Here is a 17,594-nt window from a genome sequence, read left to right on the forward strand (position 1 = left end):
AGTTGTGGGAGGGTGGGCCTTAAAGGTTCCTACCTCCTTACGTTCGGTCGATAACGACCAGTTACGAAGGGCAGCAGCCGACCCAAAGCGGTCGGTAAGCCGAGCCAAGTTAAGCGAGCAAGGTACCGCTATCTCAACCGCATCAAGGCCGGCGCAGCGAACTTTGCCTAAGGGGCATCGAGGACTCTATAGATCTCAGAAGTCACCTGCATCGTTGCGTCTTCGATCGTTCCTTCATTACGGCATAAAACCCAGCCGTGATCTGCAATCGCTCGCTCGAACGCCTTGGTACAAGCGACATGTTCTTCCAGCTTATGGATGACAGTACTGCTCAGCCCACGCCGTCGTGCCGCTGCCCTCGCCCATGAAATATCAGGGGCGGTGACAACCCCGACATGCAGGTCTGGCACTCGCACGTTTCGATCAATGTTCAACTGTAGAATCTCTGCAAACGGGACTATCCGGCGAAATGCGGCATCAGACGGGTACCAGCGATCGATCAAGATGATGCTGCCTGGTGGCTGTTTAGCCAGCACGTGCTGGGAAATCCAAGTACGGCTATCAGCAAAGCGCTCACAAACCCTCAACTCCAAATCCCGGGTGGGATTTCTGACGAGCTTGTTAACGAGGGCCATTGTTTCGCCCCTATAGGGATCGCTTTTTTGCTCGCAAAGTCGGATCACCTTTTTGTTGTCTGCCCTCAGTACTTTCGTAACGGCCTCCAACAGTGTGGTTTTGCCGGTTCCCTTGGGCCCATCTAGAGAAACAAACAGTGGACGATTCATTCTTCAAATAACAATTGATATACGGTTTTTTGCCCGGTTCGTTCGCTGGAATTGCTTGGCGCGACTACGCGAATCGAGTGGAGGACCCTTATGAGCAGACATTGATGAACACTCTAACCTGGTTTCTGGCTAATCCGACATGCTCGGCCCCCCCACTCAGGGCAAATATCTTGTTCCGCAGCGAGATGCGCGGCCGAAATTTTACTTGTCACGACTGACCGGAAATGGCCGATTTCTGCCTGTCACGAAGGGGGGGGGCGACCCATAGCGGTCTTCGGCGGACCTCAAGAGTTAATCTCTGACTATCCGCTTTTTGGCTGCTGATCACGATTGGCTGTTCTCGAAGCCAAATGGTCCGTAACGGCGGCGCGTAAATATTACGGAACTGAATCTGAGCTGCTCAGCTGCGCAAGGGGATGCTGGCTTATTGTGATCTACACTCCCTGGGCGTGTGAGTTGGCGCTTCGCCACAGGATTTACTCAGTCGCTAAGTAAAGAGACAGACCTGAATTTCAGTGGGTCGCGGTCTGGGTGGGTGCACGCCAGTCGATCAGCAAAAAACCTTGTCTGGCAATCGTGTATCCGGCGAGTTCGACAACACCTGGATTGAAGCCCTGATCGCCCATATGACCTGGCACTACTGAAAAAAGTCGGGAGGGTTTCAAGCATTCAAATTATTTCACCGTGGCCATGAACGCTCACGGTGCCAGCTTGCTCAAAACTAACGAGGTGGAAATGAACAGGAAGTCTAACCGGGGCTGGACAATGGCTGCGGCACTCGTCGTAGTGGGTTCAACGCTTTTTGCGGGGTGTGCGAGCAAGAACGATCCGATCACGCAGGCAGACAAGACGGATGTGACCAAGGGCGTACCCGCGCCGAGTCTCGAGCAGACCAAGGCGATCGCCGAGGAAGGCTTTATTTACGGCTTACCGCTGGTCATGAACTACGCCGTGATGAACGAATATGCTGTGGACAAGGGCGGCCCGCAATACAAGGCGCCGTTCAACCAGATCAAGAACGAGCCTCGCGTCTTCACCTACCAAGACACGGCCATCATCACTCCGAACAGCGACACCCCGTACTCGTTTGTCTGGCTAGACCTGCGCGCGGAGCCGATGGTGATCTCGGTGCCGGCAGTGGACAAGCGGCGTTACTACTCGGTGCAGATGATCGACGGCAACACTTACAACTACGGTTACATCGGCAGCCGTGCCACCGGCAGCGAGCCAGGCCAATACATGGTGGTCGGTCCCGATTGGAAAGGCGCCCCCCCTCCCGGTATCAAAAAAGTCTTCACCTCGACCACTCCCTTCGCCGTGAGCGCCATTCGGACTCAGCTCTACAATGCCAAGGACATGCCGAATGTCGAGAAGGTGCAAGCGGGCTACAAGGTCCAGCCGCTGTCCGCCTTCCTCCATCAACCCGCGCCGCCCACTGCGCCGAAGATTGATTTCGTGCCGGCTACGACGGAAGGCATCAAGGCCAACTTCTTCGAGTACCTGTCGGCCGCGATGGAGTATGTGCCGCCATCGGCTGACGACCAGGAGATCCGGGCCAAGCTGGCGAGCATTGGGGTGGGACCCGGTCGCACCTTCGAATTTAAGGACCTCTCGCTCGAGCACAAGGCCGTGGTCCTGCTCGGGATGAAGGCCGGTGACGAGAAGGTCGACAAGTTCCTCGCGAGCGGGACGAAGATAATCAACGGCTGGAACGTAGGCGCGTACTTCGGCGACCAAACGTTCTACAAGGCCGACTGGCTGAAGCGTGCCGGTGCCGCGAAAGGCGGCCTCTACGGCAACGACGCCGTCGAGGCGATGTATCCCAACACGCGCACCGACGGCACCGGCCAGACGCTGGATACCAGCAAGCGCAAGTACACGCTGACTTTCCCGGCCGGCAAACTGCCGCCAGTCAATGCCTTCTGGTCGGTGACCATGTACGACGGCAAGAGCCAGCTGCTGGTCAAGAATCCGCTCAACCGTTACCTGATCAATTCACCGATGCTGTCGGCGATGAAGAAAAACACGGATGGTTCACTGACGCTGTACATCCAGAAAGACTCCCCCGGCAAGGCTAAGGAGGCAAACTGGTTGCCCGCGCCTGACGACACGGTCTTTCTGGTAATGCGCCTCTACTGGCCGAAGACCGCACCGCCTTCGATTCTTCCCGCCGGCGAAGGCAGCTGGCAGCCACCGGCGCTGGTGGTCTCGAAGTAAATCTTGCGGCCCATTGCTGACACTCGGCGTAGGTCGGTGTCGGCTTGTGCTGCCTTTTTGCCAATAGCAGCCAATCATCAAGGGCTGCTATTGGCCGTTCTCTGCCGATCATGGTTACAAAGCGTGCTGGTCAAATCCGATGCAATCGGTGGTCAGAACGAATGCAAATGACTGGTCAGGTCGAATGCAAGCGGGTGGTCAAGTGGAGTGCAATTTCGCAGTCATCTGACATGGTCGCTTCTCCAGTTCTTGTAGAAATCGTGGCAGCGACCAAAAAAATGGCCCGCATGCGGGCGGGCCAAATGGGAATTCTTCAAAGGAGCAGGGTTAATCTGCGCTCCACCATGTGAGCGATTGGTGAAAAGCATGTCGCAGAAACGAAAAAGCCCGGCACATTAGCCGGGCTCTCTGTAGATGGGCCAAATCCCTTTGGCTGACTGTATTGTGCTTGGTAGGTGTGACGAAGGCATGACAGGGGCAGATACGAGAAGCCCGGCTCTGGACCGGGCATTTGAGTTACATCGGTACGACCGCCAAGCCGCTACAACATCTCGCCGTCATACCACGCGCCTACTCCGCCTTCCCCCGCACACTTCTTCTCGCCTTCATAACCCGCCAGCTAGTTTGTGCCGTTCAATGGAGAACCCTGCGACTCTCTCCAATCCTGATCCGATCAAGCGCCCGGTTTAATGCGTCCAAGGCATCGAGGAGAGCTTTCGCCTCGGCTTCCCGGCCATCCCCCCATAGGCGTTCAGCCATTTTGTTCAGGGCTTGGATAGAACGCTCAATTTCAGCAGCAGTCACTGCTGCTTTACTGTCCGTCAGCTTCTTCTTCATTGAGTAACCGTTTACAGGGCATTGCTTGTATTTCAGATCTAGCGCGAATACGCCCGCCAGACGCATGGCTATTCAGCCTTCCGGACAATCCTTCCCGCCTTCACCTCATCTGTGTAAGCAGTCAGCCGATCAGCTTGCTCATGCAGCTTTTCGATCGTCTCCATTGCCTCCAGAAGCTCTGTATCCCCGCGCTGTTTTGCAAGCCTGAACATTTCCAGGGCAGCTTCTTCGAGGGAATATGCAGCGGCTTTCAAGTCGCGGCGTAACTCTTGATTGGGTTTGTTAAGTGCCATGACAACCTCCTGCCAATACCTTCCGCGATCATTGGCAGTGGTCTGCCTTCGCCGGCCGGACTACCTGACCTGCACCGATTTCTTTAATCCAGCCATCTAACCGATTCTCACCTTGCTGGAAGATTGTGATCATCCTTCGAAGCGCCTCAGCGTCTGGTCCATTACCTGCGTGGCTTAGCCGCTCGGCAATCCGAACTAACTCCACGGCCGACCACTTCAGATCAGAGGCGACACCCTGCAGATCGCGCTTCAGGTCCTGCACTGGTTTGTTGAGCCCCATCATCACCCCTTACAAGTCCCCACAACACTAATCCGATATTCAGCTGCGAAATTGCACTCTACTTGATCACCCGCTTGCATTCGACCTGACCAGTCATTTGCATTCGTTCTGACCACCGATTGCATCGGATTTGACCAGCACGCTTTGTAACCATGATCGGCAGAGAACGGCCAGAAGCGGACTTTAGAGTTGATGCTTGTCACCCTTATTGGAGGTTGTAAACCGTCCACAAGGCTGGGAGGCTAGAGTGAGGTTTACCATAAGGACATGCTGAAATGAGAACACGAAAAATTTTAGTCACAGGTGCCGCGGGCCAGATCGGCAGCGCTTTTTGGACAGCGCAAGGCGATAAGTCAGATTTGCGTTTAGCCGATATAGACGTTTCAAAACTTCCGGACTCGGCACAACGTTTCTCTCTCGACATCAGGGATCAAGCCAATTGCCTTGAAGCTTGCGAAGGCATACATACCGTGATTCATCTAGCTGCTGACCCTAACCCAGACGCCGATTTTATGACGTCCCTGCTTCCTGTGAACATTGTGGGGACCTACAACATGTTATTCGCCGCAAGGGCTCAAGGCTGCAAGCGCTTCATATTTGCGAGCAGCGCCCAGACTATTGAAGGTTATCCAGAAGATGTCCAGATACAGGAATGTATGGCACCTAAGCCAGGCAATCTTTACGGGGTCAGCAAAGCGTTTGGGGAAGCTCTCGCTTCAATGTATGCAAACGATGGTCACATGACAACAATCGCAGTCCGTATTGCAAACGTAGCCAATTTTCACCAAGGAGAGAGCCACAGCCCAAGGGACGTAGCTGCTTTTATCAGTTTTAAGGACGTTGTCGCACTACTTAGAAATTGCGTTGAGGCCAAACTGAATGGATTCCACGTTATCCATGGGGTCTCAGACAACAGGTATAAGCGCCTTTCTATTGAGAAGACCAGAAAAGTTGTTGGATACGCCCCCCTTGATGATGGGTTTAAGATTCTGGAAGGAAACGCTCAATTTTACTGAACACAAGTAATACGTTAAGGACGACTAACTGATCCGACAGAGGCTGGCCGTATTTTGTGGGAGCCACTCTGATGATTTTCGAGCGACCGCTTCTGGCCGGTTTCTGCCTCTCGCCAAGGGCAGTAATCGGCCAGAAGCGGACGGTGAAAACAAGCAGAGAACGGTCGGGAGCGGAGGGTCACTCCAGAAAAAACAAGATGGTTCCCTTTGACGGTCGGAGGAGGGCTGAGCCGAGTTTATTGGGATAGTTTGGCAATCACCTTGATCTCGAAGTCGAAGCCGGACAACCAGGTCACGCCGATAGCGGTCGCCGTCGGGTAGGGAGCTTCGCCCCAGTACTCGGCCGCTACTTCCCAGATAGTTTCGAATTTCGAGTCGGGGTCGACCATGAAGATGGTCGTGTCGACCACATCCTCGAAACTACTGCCGGCCTCGGCCAGGATCGCGTTGAGGTTGGCGAAGGCCAGGCGAACCTGTGCCGCGAGGTCCGGCTCGGCCGAGCCATCCTTGCGGCTGCCGACCTGACCGGATACGAACAGAAAACCGTTGGAGCGAATCGCCGGTGAGTAGCGGTGGAGCTCGTACAGTGCATGGCGGTCAGGCGGGAAAACGACATCACGTTTGCTGGTCATTGCATACCTCCTTCGGGGCCATCGCGGCCCGCTGTTTACGATGGAGCCAGTGTAAAAAGACGAGCGACCTGAATAAACGCGCAACTCTGGTCATGACTGTTTGTAGAATCCAAACTATCCAGACCCGAGTGAGGCGTGAAATGGACCGTTTCGATGCAATGCAGGCCTTTGCCCGAGTGGTGGAAACCGGCAGCTTCACCAAGGCGGCAGCCACCCTGCACATGAGCAAGACCACCGTGACGCAGCTCGTTCAGCAACTGGAAGCGAGGCTGCGTGTGCGCTTGCTCAACCGCACCACACGCAAGGTCAACGTCACCGCCGATGGCGCGGTCTACTACGAGCGCGTCATCCGGCTACTGGTCGATATGGACGACGCCGAGACCAGCCTGTCCAGCGCGTCGATGACACCGCGCGGGCGGCTGCGGGTGGATGTGCCCAGCCCGCTGGCGCGAATGCTGCTGATACCAGCCTTGCCGGGGTTCTTTGCACGCTACCCGGAAATCCAGCTGACCGTGGGCGTGAGCGATCGCATTGTCGACATCATTGGCGAAAACGTCGACTGCGTGGTGCGCGGCGGCGAGATCATCGATCAGTCCCTGATGGCAAGGCATGTGGGCGATCTGAACATCGGCATTTATGCCGCGCCCGGCTATCTGCAGCGCTTCGGTACGCCGGCGCACCCCCGTGAGCTGGAGGAGGGTAGGCACAGTACCGTTGGCTTCCTTTGGTTTCGTACAGGCAAATCCTTGCCCTACGCGATGCAGCGGGGTGAGGAACGCATCGAGGCCCAGGGCCGCCCGCAACTGACGGTCGACGACGGCAATGCGTACCTCGCCGCCGGCCTGGCTGGTCTGGGCATGCTTTGGCTACCGCGGTACATGGCCCAACCGCACCTGGTCAGCGGCGAGCTGCTGCCGCTGTTTGAGGACTGGCACATGGCGCCAATGCCGATGTATCTGGCATTCCCGCCGAATCGCCATGTCAGCGCCAAGGTGCGGGTATTTATCGACTGGGTAATAGAATTGATGGCCGAGCATGCGCCGGTGGTTAAGTGAAACAGGTGTAAACCCATTTCAGGACTAGACACTCTAAACGTCCGCTTCTGGCCGATTACTGCCTGTTGGGGGGGGGGCTGTAAACGACCCATGACGGGACAGTCCGGGCACTAGAGTCAGGTGTCGGATTGATGAGCCGCCCAGTGTTTCATTTCTTCTGCAATGAAGTGGTTCACCAGGTCACTGTACATCTTCTCGATTGCATCCGGGCTCAGACCCTCTGCCTCGGCCCACTCGCGTCGTGTCGCCAACATGGCCTTGAAACGCTCCGGAGCACGCACCGAAGTCACTGAGGCCTTGTACTTCGAGGCAGCCAGTACGTAGTGAAAACGCTTGCCCAACAGCTTGATAACAGCCTGATCAAGGGCATCGATTTCGCGTCGGATATCCTCCATGCCTGCACACTCTTCGGGCTGCAACTGATTGATGACGTCCATGTAGGTGACTCCGCTTGCTGAAAAGTTCGTGGGTCTTCGGAAGAAGTATCGGCACGCGGTCTTCCGTGAGGGCGGCTATTCAGTTGCCTGGCCACTTCATTGAGCCTGCTAACATTGGATGTCAGCGAGCCAGAAACAAGGGTGGGCCATGGAGACAAGAAAAGCAGGGCCGGGTGATCTGGATCATCTGCGCAAGTCATTAAGTCAGGCAGGGCTGCCCTTCAGTGATGTCAGCGAACCGGATCGACAGTTTTACCGTTTCGAGGTGGATGGGCAATGGGTGGCTTATGGAGGGCTCGAGGGTGCGGGTTGCGATCTGTTACTGCGCTCGATAGTCGTTTGTGAGACGCATCGTGGAGAGGGGCTGGGTAAAGCGGTGTTGTCTGAACTGGAACGCTTTGCGGTCTCTCAAGGCGCAGTCCGATTGCACCTGTTGACCCAAGGCGCTACTGGTTTTTTCGCTGCCAATGGGTACGAACTGCTTGGCAGGGACGAGGCGCCTGCGGCTATCACCCAGACCGTTCAATTCAAGCATTTGTGCCCTGCATCGGCGAGCTATCTGCGCAAGACGCTTAACGGTCTCCCTTGTACTGATTAGTCATTGATGTGCATCGATTGAGGCTGATTCGGTGGTCAAAAAAATGCCCGGCACATTGCCGGGCATTTTTCATTCCTGAAGCCTTTGTTGCGGGACTCAGTTTGCCGCTTGCGGTTGAGACTCGGTGCTCGCTCCGTTGCGGGTGATCACGGTCAGGATCGACAGCGCGGCGATCACCAGCCCTGGTGACGTTGCCAGCAGCACGCCAGTGGTGCCGGCACCGGCGGCGAGGATCTGGCCGGCGGCCAGGGGACCTGCCACCGAACCGAGCCGGCCGATGGCCACGGCCGCGCCGACACCGGTGGCGCGCACCGACGTCGGGTAGGAAGGGGGCGCCAGGGCATACAGCACCAGCTGTGCGGCCATGACGAACAGCCCGACGGCAAACCCGGCGATGGCCATCGGCACGATGCCCACTGACAGGCCGACCCCGGCCAGCGCCGCCAACACCCCGGCGTACACGAACAGGACCACTTTCAGGCCGTTGCAGCGGTCCAGCATTACCCCGCCGAGCAGCGAACCAATGGCGCCACCGATGTTGAACAGCATCTGCACCATGCCTGCCTGGGGCTTGGTGAAACCCTGCGCCAGCAACAGCGAGGGCAGCCAGTTGAGCAGCATGTACATCACGGTCAGGGTGAAGAAGTAGCTCAACCACAAGGCCAGTGTGCAGCGTGCGCGTCCTTCTCCGAACAGCGCCTGGGCGGTGGACGACCGTGGGCTGGCGGTCGTGACGTGTTGCTGGCGGAACGCCGTGGATTCGGGCAGCAGCAGGGCCATCAGCGGCACCACCAGCAAGGGCGTCAGACCGCCGATGATGAAGGTGGTTTGCCAGTGTTCACTGGAAAACATCGCCACCACCGCCGCCAGCGCGCCGCCCAGGGGCACGCCGCAATACATGACGCTGATGGCGGTGCCGCGATGGCGCTCGCTCACGGCCTCGGCACACAGGGCAATCAGGTTGGGCAGGGCGGCACCCAGGCCCAGGCCCGTCATGAAACGCACCAGCAGCAGGCTGGAGTAGCTCTCGACATAGGCGGTGCAGAGCGAGAAGACACCGAACAGCAGCACGGCGCCGACGAGGATTTTCTTGCGGCCGATACGATCGGCCACCCAGCCGCCAAAAAACGCACCTGGCAGCAGGCCAATGATCCCGGCGCTGAACACCCAGCCCATCATCTTCGGGTCCAGGGCAAAGCTCTGGCGCAACCCCGCGGCAGCGGTGCCGGCAGCCTGCAGATCGAACCCCTCGATCAGCGCAACGATAAAGCACAAAGCGATTGTCAGCGTCGAGCGACGCGATGGACTGTCCATGGGTGAACCTCATTGTTGTTTTTGTTATGCAGTCGAGCCCTCCGTGCGTTGGGTGCGCCGTCAGTGACCGCTGACGATTAAGATAACAAAGATAACTAAAAAAAGAATGCTGTTCTGAAAATTGCAAAAACCAACTAAATAATCGTTCAAAAACATAATGTTATGAATATATTCAGATGGCTGTGTGAAAATAGATAATAATATTAATGTTCGATTATCGGTCATTTACGATTGACGACGTCCCTTGGCTGTTTCCATTCTCTGATGGTGAATCCGGCAGACCCGTGCGGGGCCGGCACTCAAAAACAACAATAAAAAGTGGACATCGAACATGCCAAAACGCCCCATGAACACCGGTTCCGTAGCGTCGCTCCCCTGCGTTTGCAGTATCCATCCAGGGTGGGTGGTGGCACTGCTAGGCGTCAGCGTTCTGCCCTCTCAGTTGCGGGCCGAGGGATTTATCGAGGACAGTCACGCAAACTTGACCCTGCGCAATTACTACATCGACCGTGAATACCAGGACGGCGGCGCCAAGACGGCCGCGCGGGAGTGGGCCCAGGGTTTCATCCTGGGCATGGAGTCGGGGTTTACCGAAGGAACTGTGGGCTTTGGTCTGGACGTGCGGGGGCTGCTGGGGGTCAAGCTCGATTCCGCTCCGGATCGCAGCGGCACCGAACTGTTGCCGGTGTCGGCCAGCGACAAGCGCGCGGCGGATGACTATTCGCGGCTGGCGCCGACGGCCAAGCTGCGGTTTGCCCAGACAACGGTCAAGAGCGGCGATGTCTCGATCTTCCTGCCGTTTGCTTTGGCCAGCCCGTCGCGACTGCTGCCACAGACCTTTCGCGGCACCACGCTCAGTTCCAGGGATTTCGATGGCCTGACCCTGAACACCGGTTACATCGATCGCATCAACAAGCGCGATTCCACGGACTATCAGGCCATGACCATCGCCTCGCCGAACCGGCGTTTCAACGGCGCTGCTACCACCTCGCACCTGGCTTATCTGGGGGGTGATTACCAGGTCAACAAGGACCTGAGCCTGCGCGCCTACCATGCCGAGGTGGCCGACCTGTACCAACAAGACACCCTGGCATTGCTGCACAACCTGCCGCTCGGCGAAGGTGTGTTCACCAGTGACTTGCGCAGTTTTTTCAGCCGCGAGGATGGCAGCGCCAAGGCGGGCAGGGTGGACAACCGCAACCTCTCGGCATTGTTCGGCTACCGCTTCGGCGGGCACCGGGTGAGCCTCGGCTACATGCACGCCAGTGGCGACACGGCGACGCCGTACATCTCTGGCACCGAGCTGATGGGCATGAGCGAGCTGACCATGAGTTCGGACTTTCTCAATGCAAAGGAGCATACCTGGCAGGCCATCTACGACTATGACTTCGTCGCATCCGGCGTGCCTGGGCTGAAGGGGCGGTTGCGTTATGTGCGCGGCGATAACATCGAGTTGGCCGCCTTCAACGCCGAGGACCGCAAGGAACGCGAGTTCCAGATGGAGCTGGGTTATGTGATTCAGAGCGGCCCGCTGAAAAACGTCGGTCTGTTGGCGCGCAAGTCGATCTACCGCAATGACTTCCCCGCTGGCGCGGCATTCCGCGATGAAAACCAGACCCGCTTCCTGGTGCTCTATACCTTGCCGATCTGGTAAGCCCGGGTCCTTCGACGTTCCCAGCCGGCCGCCTCTTCTGGAGCGTGCCGGCAGCGTGCGTTCAGTCCTGGTAAACCTTTCTCAGCAAGCGCAGCAGCTCCTCGCGCTCTTCGCCGGTCAGCGATGAGGTGGAGTCGAAATCGCTTTGCGCGGCGATCTGCTTGAGCTCCTTGAGCAAGGTTTCGCCGGTCTTGCTCAGGAAGATTCCGTAGGAGCGCTTGTCCGGTTTGCAGCGCACCCGCACCGCCAGCGCGCGGCTTTCCAGTTTATTGAGCAACGGCACCACCTGCGGCGGCTCGATGGCCAGGGCCCGGGCCAGGTCGGCCTGCATCAGTCCCGGATTCTGGTCGATGATCGCCAGGGCCGAGAACTGCGCGGGGCGCAGGTCATGGGCTGACAGGCGACCGATCAGGTTCTGGAACAGCTTGAGTTGGGCGCGCCGCATCGCGTAGCCGATCAGGTCATCCAGTGCCGAATCCAGCGGTGCCTGCAGCTCGGCGGTGGCGGACGGGGACTCGCTCTGGTCGGCGAGGGGAGAAGGCTTGGCCATTGCGGGTGAATCCTGAAGAGGTGGAGGTTAACAAGCGTATCTAGTTTGCCGGGGTTGGTCGCTGATAGCTATGCCCGTCGTTCATGACGATGGGGCCGGAGGATATTTCCGGGTGGACAAAAAAATGGTTAATTCGATTAATAGTTAATTGACATAACTATATCGGTCATTTAATTTCCAGTCATCTTCAAGCCAAGAACAAGAGAGCATCGCCATGAGCAATTACGAAGGTCGCTGGACAACCGTCAAGGTCGAGATCGAGGAAGGCATCGCCTGGGTCATCCTCAATCGCCCGGAAAAACGCAACGCCATGAGCCCGACACTCAACCGGGAAATGATCGATGTGCTGGAAACCCTGGAGCAGGATCCGGCGGCCGGCGTGCTGGTGTTGACCGGTGCCGGCGAAGCCTGGACCGCGGGCATGGACCTCAAGGAATACTTCCGCGAAGTGGACGCGGGCCCGGAGATCCTCCAGGAAAAAATCCGCCGCGAAGCCTCGCAATGGCAATGGAAACTGCTGCGCATGTACACCAAGCCGACCATCGCCATGGTCAACGGCTGGTGCTTCGGTGGCGGCTTCAGCCCGCTGGTGGCCTGTGACCTGGCGATCTGCGCCGACGAAGCAACCTTCGGCCTCTCGGAAATCAACTGGGGCATCCCGCCGGGCAACCTGGTGAGCAAGGCCATGGCCGACACCGTGGGCCATCGTCAATCGCTGTACTACATCATGACCGGCAAGACCTTCGGTGGGCAGAAAGCCGCCGAGATGGGCCTGGTCAACGAAAGCGTACCCCTGGCGCAACTGCGTGAAGTCACCGTGGATCTGGCGCGCAACCTGCTGGAGAAAAACCCGGTGGTGCTGCGTGCGGCCAAGCATGGCTTCAAGCGCTGCCGCGAGCTGACCTGGGAACAGAACGAAGACTACCTGTACGCCAAGCTCGACCAGTCGCGCCTGCTCGACACCGAAGGTGGCCGTGAGCAGGGCATGAAGCAGTTCCTCGACGACAAGAGCATCAAGCCCGGTCTGCAGGCCTACAAGCGCTGAGACTGATCGCCGGGCGCATGTCCGCCCCGGCGCGCTGCATCGCTCGAATGTATTCCCGATAAAGACAATAAAGAGGAATCACCATGCTGGACGTGCCCCTGCTGATTGGCGGCCAGTCGCTGCCTGCCCGCGACGGTCGGACCTTCGAACGCCGCAACCCGGTGACCGGTGAAGTGGTATCGCGGGTGGCCGCCGCCACCCTGGAAGATGCCGATGCCGCGGTGGCCGCAGCCCAGGCAGCGTTTCCCGCCTGGGCCGCCCTGGCGCCCAACGAGCGTCGCAGCCGTTTGCTCAAGGCCGCCGAGCAGTTGCAGGCGCGCAGTGAAGAGTTCATTGCAGCGGCCGGTGAAACCGGGGCCATGGCCAACTGGTACGGTTTCAACGTGCGGCTGGCGGCCAACATGCTGCGTGAAGCGGCGTCGATGACCACCCAGATCAATGGCGAAGTCATCCCCTCGGATGTGCCGGGCAGTTTTGCCATGGCCCTGCGTCAACCCTGCGGTGTGGTGCTGGGGATCGCCCCGTGGAATGCCCCGGTGATTCTCGCCACCCGCGCCATCGCCATGCCGCTGGCGTGCGGCAATACCGTGGTGCTCAAAGCTTCCGAGCTGAGCCCGGCAGTGCACCGGTTGATCGGCCAGGTCTTGCAGGATGCAGGTTTGGGCGATGGCGTGGTCAACGTCATCAGCAATGCCCCGGCGGATGCCGCCGCGATTGTCGAGCGGCTGATCGCCAACCCGGCGGTGCGACGGGTCAACTTCACCGGTTCAACCCATGTCGGGCGCATCGTTGGCGAGCTTTCGGCGCGCCACCTCAAGCCGGCCTTGCTGGAGCTGGGCGGCAAGGCGCCGTTGCTGGTGCTCGATGATGCCGACCTGGATGCGGCGGTGGAGGCAGCGGCCTTCGGCGCGTACTTCAATCAGGGACAGATCTGCATGTCCACCGAACGCCTGATCGTCGATGCGAAGGTCGCTGACGCCTTTGTCGCCAAACTGGCAGCCAAGGTCGAGACCCTGCGCGCGGGTGATCCTGCATCGACGGATTCGGTGCTCGGTTCGCTGGTGGATGCCAGTGCCGGAACGCGCATCAAGGGGTTGATCGACGATGCCCTGGCCAAGGGCGCGCGGCTGTTGGTCGGCGGGCAACTGGACGGCAGTATTTTGCAGCCGACCTTGCTCGATGGCGTCAACGAAACCATGCGTTTGTACCGTGAGGAATCCTTCGGCCCGGTGGCGGTGTTGCTGCGCGGGGAGGGCGATGAAGCGTTGCTGCGTCTGGCCAACGACTCCGAGTTCGGATTGTCGGCGGCGATTTTCAGTCGCGATACCGGGCGCGCCCTGGCGCTGGCCCAACGGGTCGAGTCGGGCATCTGCCATATCAACGGCCCGACCGTGCATGACGAAGCGCAAATGCCTTTCGGCGGGGTCAAGTCCAGCGGCTACGGCAGCTTTGGCGGCAAGGCGTCCATCGAGCATTTCACCCAGTTGCGCTGGGTCACCTTGCAGCATGGACCGCGGCATTACCCGATCTGAACCGCAGAAATAACAATAAAAAAGGCTGCAGCCACCACCATGCCCATTCGTGCGGCTTGGTGGTAGCGTGCCTTGATGGAGAACAAGCACGTGAGTTCCGAATTCAGATCGCAACCCCACACCCAGATCAGCGCGCCGCGCTACCGTCACGTGTCGATCGGTCGCGCAGCGGTCGAGGTCACAGAGCAGCAGGGCGCATTGCACATGCGTTCCCTGGAGCCATTGGCCGAGTATCCGCCGCGACTGCTTGACCGTCTGGTGCATTGGGCCAAGGTGCGTCCCGAGCAGACCTTCATCGCCGCCCGCCAGGCCGACGGTGACTGGCGCCGGGTCAGTTACGCGCAGATGCTCGACAGTGTCCGGGCCATCGCCCAAAGCCTGTTGAGCTACGGCCTGTCGGCAGACAAACCACTGGTGCTGCTCTCGGGCAATGACATCGAGCATTTGCAACTGGCGTTCGGCGCCCTGTACGCGGGCATTCCCTACTGCCCGGTGTCGCCGGCCTATTCGCTGCTGTCCCAGGATTTCGCCAAGCTGCGTCACGTCTGCGACCTGCTGCAGCCTGGCTTGGTTTTTGTCAGTGATGCCGCAGCCTACCAGCGTGCAATCGATGCCGTGCTGCCGGTTGAAACGCCCATGATTACCGTCCGGGGCGACATCGCGGGACGCCGTCAGGTCAGCTTCGCCAGCCTGCTTGAGCAGCCGGGCGGGGCCGAGGCCGAAGCCGCGTTTGCCAGCACGGGGCCGGACAGCATCGCCAAGTTCCTGTTCACCTCCGGCTCGACCAAATTGCCCAAGGCTGTGATCACCACCCAGCGCATGCTGTGCTCTAACCAGCAGATGCTGTTGCAGACGTTTCCGGTGTTCGGCGAAGAGCCGCCGGTGCTGGTGGACTGGCTGCCGTGGAACCACACCTTCGGCGGTAGCCATAACGTCGGCATCGTGCTCTACAACGGTGGCAGCTTTTACCTGGACGACGGCAAGCCGACGGCGCAGGGTTTCGCGCAGACCCTGCGTAACCTCAAGGAAGTGTCGCCCACCGCTTACCTGACCGTGCCCAAGGGCTGGGAAGAACTGGCCTCGGCACTGGAGCAGGACGCGGAGCTGCGCGAGGTTTTTTTCAAACGCATCAGCCTGTTTTTCTTCGCTGCGGCCGGTCTGTCGCAAAGTGTCTGGGACCGACTCGACCGGATCAGCGAACAGCACTGTGGCGAGCGTATCCGCATGATGGCCGGGCTCGGCATGACCGAGGCTTCGCCATCCTGCACCTTCACCACCGGGCCGTTGTCCATGGCCGGTTATGTCGGCTTGCCGGCGCCCGGTTGCGAGGTGCGCCTGGTGCCGGTGGACGGCAAACTGGAAGGACGCTTTCGTGGGCCGCACATCATGCCCGGCTACTGGCGGTCACCGCAGCAGACCCTCGATGCGTTCGACCCGCAGGGCTTCTACTGTTCCGGTGATGCGCTCAAGCTCGCCGACCCGCGTGATCCGCAATTGGGGCTGATGTTCGACGGGCGCATCGCCGAAGATTTCAAGTTGTCATCCGGGGTGTTCGTCAGCGTCGGGCCTTTGCGCAGCCGCGCGGTGCTCGAAGGTTCGCCCTATGTCCAGGACCTGGTGGTGACCGCGCCGGATCGCGAATGCCTGGGCGCGCTGGTCTTCGCGCGGATGTTCGAATGTCGACGGCTGTCAGGGCTGGCGGCCAGTGCCAGCGACGCCGAGGTGCTGGCCAGCGCACCGGTACGCGAGTGGTTCGCCGGCTGGTTGCAGCGACTCAATCGCGAGGCCACGGGCAATGCCAGTCGCCTGGAATGGATCGCCTTGCTCGACGAGCCGGCGTCCATCGACCGGGGGGAAATCACCGACAAGGGCTCGATCAATCAGCGTGCGGTATTGCAGTGGCGCGCGGAGCAGGTCGAGGCGCTGTATCGCGGGCTCGATCCGGCCATCCTGCGCGCCGGGGCGAAGTCGTGAGCACAGACGGGCAGTACTCGGCCTTCGCCGATGCGGCGATTTTCGATGCGGTGCGCACGCCGTGGGTGGACCTCGGTGGGGCGCTGGCCGAGGTGTCGCCGATCGACCTGGGCATCAAGGTCGGGCGCGAAGTACTGGCTCGCGCGCAAGTCGATCCGCTGGCGGTAGACAGCGTGCTGGCGGGCTCCATGGCCCAGGCCAGCTTCGATGCCTACATGCTGCCACGGCACATCGGCCTCTACAGCGGCGTGGCGCAATCGGTTCCGGCACTGGGGGTGCAGCGCATCTGCGCTACCGGTTTCGAACTGCTGCGCCAGGCCGCCAGGCAACTGGATGACGGCGTGCAAATGGCGTTGTGCGTGGCCACCGAATCGATGTCGCGCAATCCGATTGCGGCCTATACCCATCGAGGTGGATTCCGCCTTGGCGCGCAAGTGCAGTTCAAGGATTTTCTCTGGGAAGCCTTGTACGACCCGGCTCCCGGGGTGGACATGATCACCACCGCCGACAACCTGGCGCGGCGTTACGGGCTGACGCGCGAAGCGGTAGACGCCTACGCCTGCGCCAGTCATCAGCGCGCTTTTGCGACACAACAAGCTGGCTGGCTGGCTGGCACCCGAGATCGTTGCCGTGGGGCATCAGGTGTTTGAACTGCAAGGCTATCAGCCACGCAGCATCCGCCTGCCACGCGGCGTCGACACGGTGAGTGAAGACAGCCACCCACTGCCCGGAGACATCGCGGCGTTGGCCAGGTTGCGCAGCGTGCACGAAGGCGGGGTGCAAACCGCCGGCAACAGTTGTGCGGTGGTCGATGGCGCGGCGGCTGCCCTGGTCGGGCGCGCTTCGGCCTGTCGAGATACACCGCTGGCCTTGCTGCGGGCCAGCGCGGTGGTCGGGGTGGCGCCGGAGTTCATGGGCATCGGCCCGGCGCCGGCGATACGCCTGCTGTTGCAGCGCAGCGGCTTGAGCCTGGAGCAGGTCGACCGCTTCGAAATCAACGAAGCCCAGGCCGCCCAGGTGCTGGCGGTGGCTCAGGAACTGGAACTGGACCATTCGCGTCTGAACGTCCAGGGCGGTTCGTTGGCTCTCGGCCACCCCTTGGCCGCCAGCGGCTTGCGTCTGGTGCTGACCCTGGCCCGACAACTGCGTGAGCACAATCTGCGTTACGGGATCGCCGCAGCCTGTGTTGGCGGCGGGCAGGGCATGGCGCTATTGATCGAGAACCCCGCCTGGCGTGGCTGAGGTTTCCTTGGTTGGCGGACAGCCTGTGTTGTCCAGTGAGCGCATTGAGCGGGGGGGATCCGCTGGTCAGTTTATTTTGTCGTCTTGCCCGACAATGCCAAGCTAGGTCCTCGGCTACTGCGTTGGACGGCAA

The 17,594-nt window shown here is 59.7% G+C and carries 16 protein-coding genes and 1 pseudogene; 9 read left to right on the forward strand and 8 right to left on the reverse strand.

The genetic code is table 11. From position 1 onward, the window contains the following. Positions 1–167: 167 nt before the first annotated feature. Positions 168–785 (reverse strand): dTMP kinase, encoded by a 618-nt coding sequence (locus tag KGB07_RS06980; protein ID WP_046038348.1) that lies wholly within the window; start codon positions 783–785, stop codon positions 168–170. Between the two features lie 765 nt (positions 786–1,550). Between KGB07_RS06980 and KGB07_RS06985 the strand changes: the two genes are divergently transcribed. Beyond that, a complete protein-coding gene (locus tag KGB07_RS06985; protein WP_223465105.1) occupies positions 1,551–3,002 on the forward strand; it encodes a DUF1254 domain-containing protein in 1,452 nt (483 codons plus the stop codon). Between the two features lie 633 nt (positions 3,003–3,635). On the opposite strand, the gene KGB07_RS06990 is transcribed toward KGB07_RS06985, so the two are convergent. The 3 genes from KGB07_RS06990 to KGB07_RS07000 all read right to left on the reverse strand — a co-directional run bounded on the left by KGB07_RS06990 (position 3,636) and on the right by KGB07_RS07000 (position 4,412). Then, positions 3,636–3,839, reverse strand: a complete 204-nt coding sequence (locus tag KGB07_RS06990; protein ID WP_043302433.1) for a hypothetical protein — start codon at positions 3,837–3,839, stop codon at positions 3,636–3,638. A gap of 68 nt (positions 3,840–3,907) precedes the next feature. Then, positions 3,908–4,132 (reverse strand): hypothetical protein, encoded by a 225-nt coding sequence (locus KGB07_RS06995; protein WP_008019294.1) that lies wholly within the window; start codon positions 4,130–4,132, stop codon positions 3,908–3,910. A 28-nt stretch (positions 4,133–4,160) separates the two neighbouring features. After that, entirely contained in the window at positions 4,161–4,412 is a 252-nt protein-coding gene (locus KGB07_RS07000) for a hypothetical protein (RefSeq protein ID WP_043302427.1), read from the reverse strand. A gap of 275 nt (positions 4,413–4,687) precedes the next feature. Here KGB07_RS07000 and KGB07_RS07005 point away from each other — a divergent pair, with 275 nt between their 5' ends. Next, the gene (locus tag KGB07_RS07005; RefSeq protein ID WP_046038343.1) at positions 4,688–5,428 is read left to right on the forward strand and encodes an NAD-dependent epimerase/dehydratase family protein; all 741 of its coding nucleotides are present in this window, start codon (positions 4,688–4,690) and stop codon (positions 5,426–5,428) included. A gap of 236 nt (positions 5,429–5,664) precedes the next feature. Here KGB07_RS07005 and KGB07_RS07010 read toward each other — a convergent pair whose 3' ends face one another. Beyond that, positions 5,665–6,060 (reverse strand): RidA family protein, encoded by a 396-nt coding sequence (locus KGB07_RS07010; RefSeq protein ID WP_046038341.1) that lies wholly within the window; start codon positions 6,058–6,060, stop codon positions 5,665–5,667. Between the two features lie 140 nt (positions 6,061–6,200). Between KGB07_RS07010 and KGB07_RS07015 the strand changes: the two genes are divergently transcribed. Beyond that, positions 6,201–7,115 (forward strand): LysR family transcriptional regulator, encoded by a 915-nt coding sequence (locus KGB07_RS07015; protein ID WP_046038340.1) that lies wholly within the window; start codon positions 6,201–6,203, stop codon positions 7,113–7,115. Positions 7,116–7,231: 116 nt separating this feature from the next. Here KGB07_RS07015 and KGB07_RS07020 read toward each other — a convergent pair whose 3' ends face one another. Continuing rightward, positions 7,232–7,552: an isochorismate lyase gene (locus KGB07_RS07020; RefSeq protein WP_046038337.1), complete on the reverse strand. Its 321-nt coding sequence runs from the start codon at positions 7,550–7,552 to the stop codon at positions 7,232–7,234. A 148-nt stretch (positions 7,553–7,700) separates the two neighbouring features. Here KGB07_RS07020 and arsN2 point away from each other — a divergent pair, with 148 nt between their 5' ends. Continuing rightward, entirely contained in the window at positions 7,701–8,150 is a 450-nt protein-coding gene (gene arsN2, locus KGB07_RS07025) for an arsenic resistance N-acetyltransferase ArsN2 (protein ID WP_223465029.1), read from the forward strand. Positions 8,151–8,246: 96 nt separating this feature from the next. Here arsN2 and mhpT read toward each other — a convergent pair whose 3' ends face one another. Beyond that, complete coding sequence (mhpT, locus tag KGB07_RS07030; protein ID WP_223465030.1) at positions 8,247–9,464, reverse strand: 3-(3-hydroxy-phenyl)propionate transporter MhpT; 1,218 nt, start codon at positions 9,462–9,464, stop codon at positions 8,247–8,249. A 346-nt stretch (positions 9,465–9,810) separates the two neighbouring features. On the opposite strand from mhpT, the gene KGB07_RS07035 reads away from it, so the two are divergent. After that, entirely contained in the window at positions 9,811–11,118 is a 1,308-nt protein-coding gene (locus KGB07_RS07035) for an OprD family porin (protein WP_411741529.1), read from the forward strand. A gap of 61 nt (positions 11,119–11,179) precedes the next feature. Here the strand turns inward: KGB07_RS07035 and KGB07_RS07040 are convergent, their stop codons facing one another. Further along, positions 11,180–11,668, reverse strand: a complete 489-nt coding sequence (locus KGB07_RS07040; protein ID WP_046038332.1) for a MarR family winged helix-turn-helix transcriptional regulator — start codon at positions 11,666–11,668, stop codon at positions 11,180–11,182. A 214-nt stretch (positions 11,669–11,882) separates the two neighbouring features. Here KGB07_RS07040 and KGB07_RS07045 point away from each other — a divergent pair, with 214 nt between their 5' ends. The 4 genes and pseudogenes from KGB07_RS07045 (at position 11,883) to KGB07_RS07060 (ending at position 17,461) form a co-directional block, all read left to right on the forward strand. Further along, positions 11,883–12,713: a p-hydroxycinnamoyl CoA hydratase/lyase gene (locus tag KGB07_RS07045; protein ID WP_046038330.1), complete on the forward strand. Its 831-nt coding sequence runs from the start codon at positions 11,883–11,885 to the stop codon at positions 12,711–12,713. Positions 12,714–12,796: 83 nt separating this feature from the next. Further along, the gene (locus KGB07_RS07050; protein WP_223465032.1) at positions 12,797–14,245 is read left to right on the forward strand and encodes an aldehyde dehydrogenase; all 1,449 of its coding nucleotides are present in this window, start codon (positions 12,797–12,799) and stop codon (positions 14,243–14,245) included. A gap of 90 nt (positions 14,246–14,335) precedes the next feature. Continuing rightward, on the forward strand, positions 14,336–16,219 hold the full coding sequence (locus KGB07_RS07055; protein ID WP_046038325.1) for a feruloyl-CoA synthase: 1,884 nt from the start codon (positions 14,336–14,338) through the stop codon (positions 16,217–16,219). Further along, positions 16,216–17,461 (forward strand): annotated as a pseudogene (locus KGB07_RS07060) (thiolase family protein). Before KGB07_RS07055 ends, KGB07_RS07060 begins: the two are co-directional and overlap by 4 nt. Positions 17,462–17,594: the final 133 nt, after the last annotated feature.

Source organism: Pseudomonas sp. GL-RE-26 (assembly GCF_019956275.1).
GTDB classification, from domain to species: domain Bacteria; phylum Pseudomonadota; class Gammaproteobacteria; order Pseudomonadales; family Pseudomonadaceae; genus Aquipseudomonas; species Aquipseudomonas grandcourensis.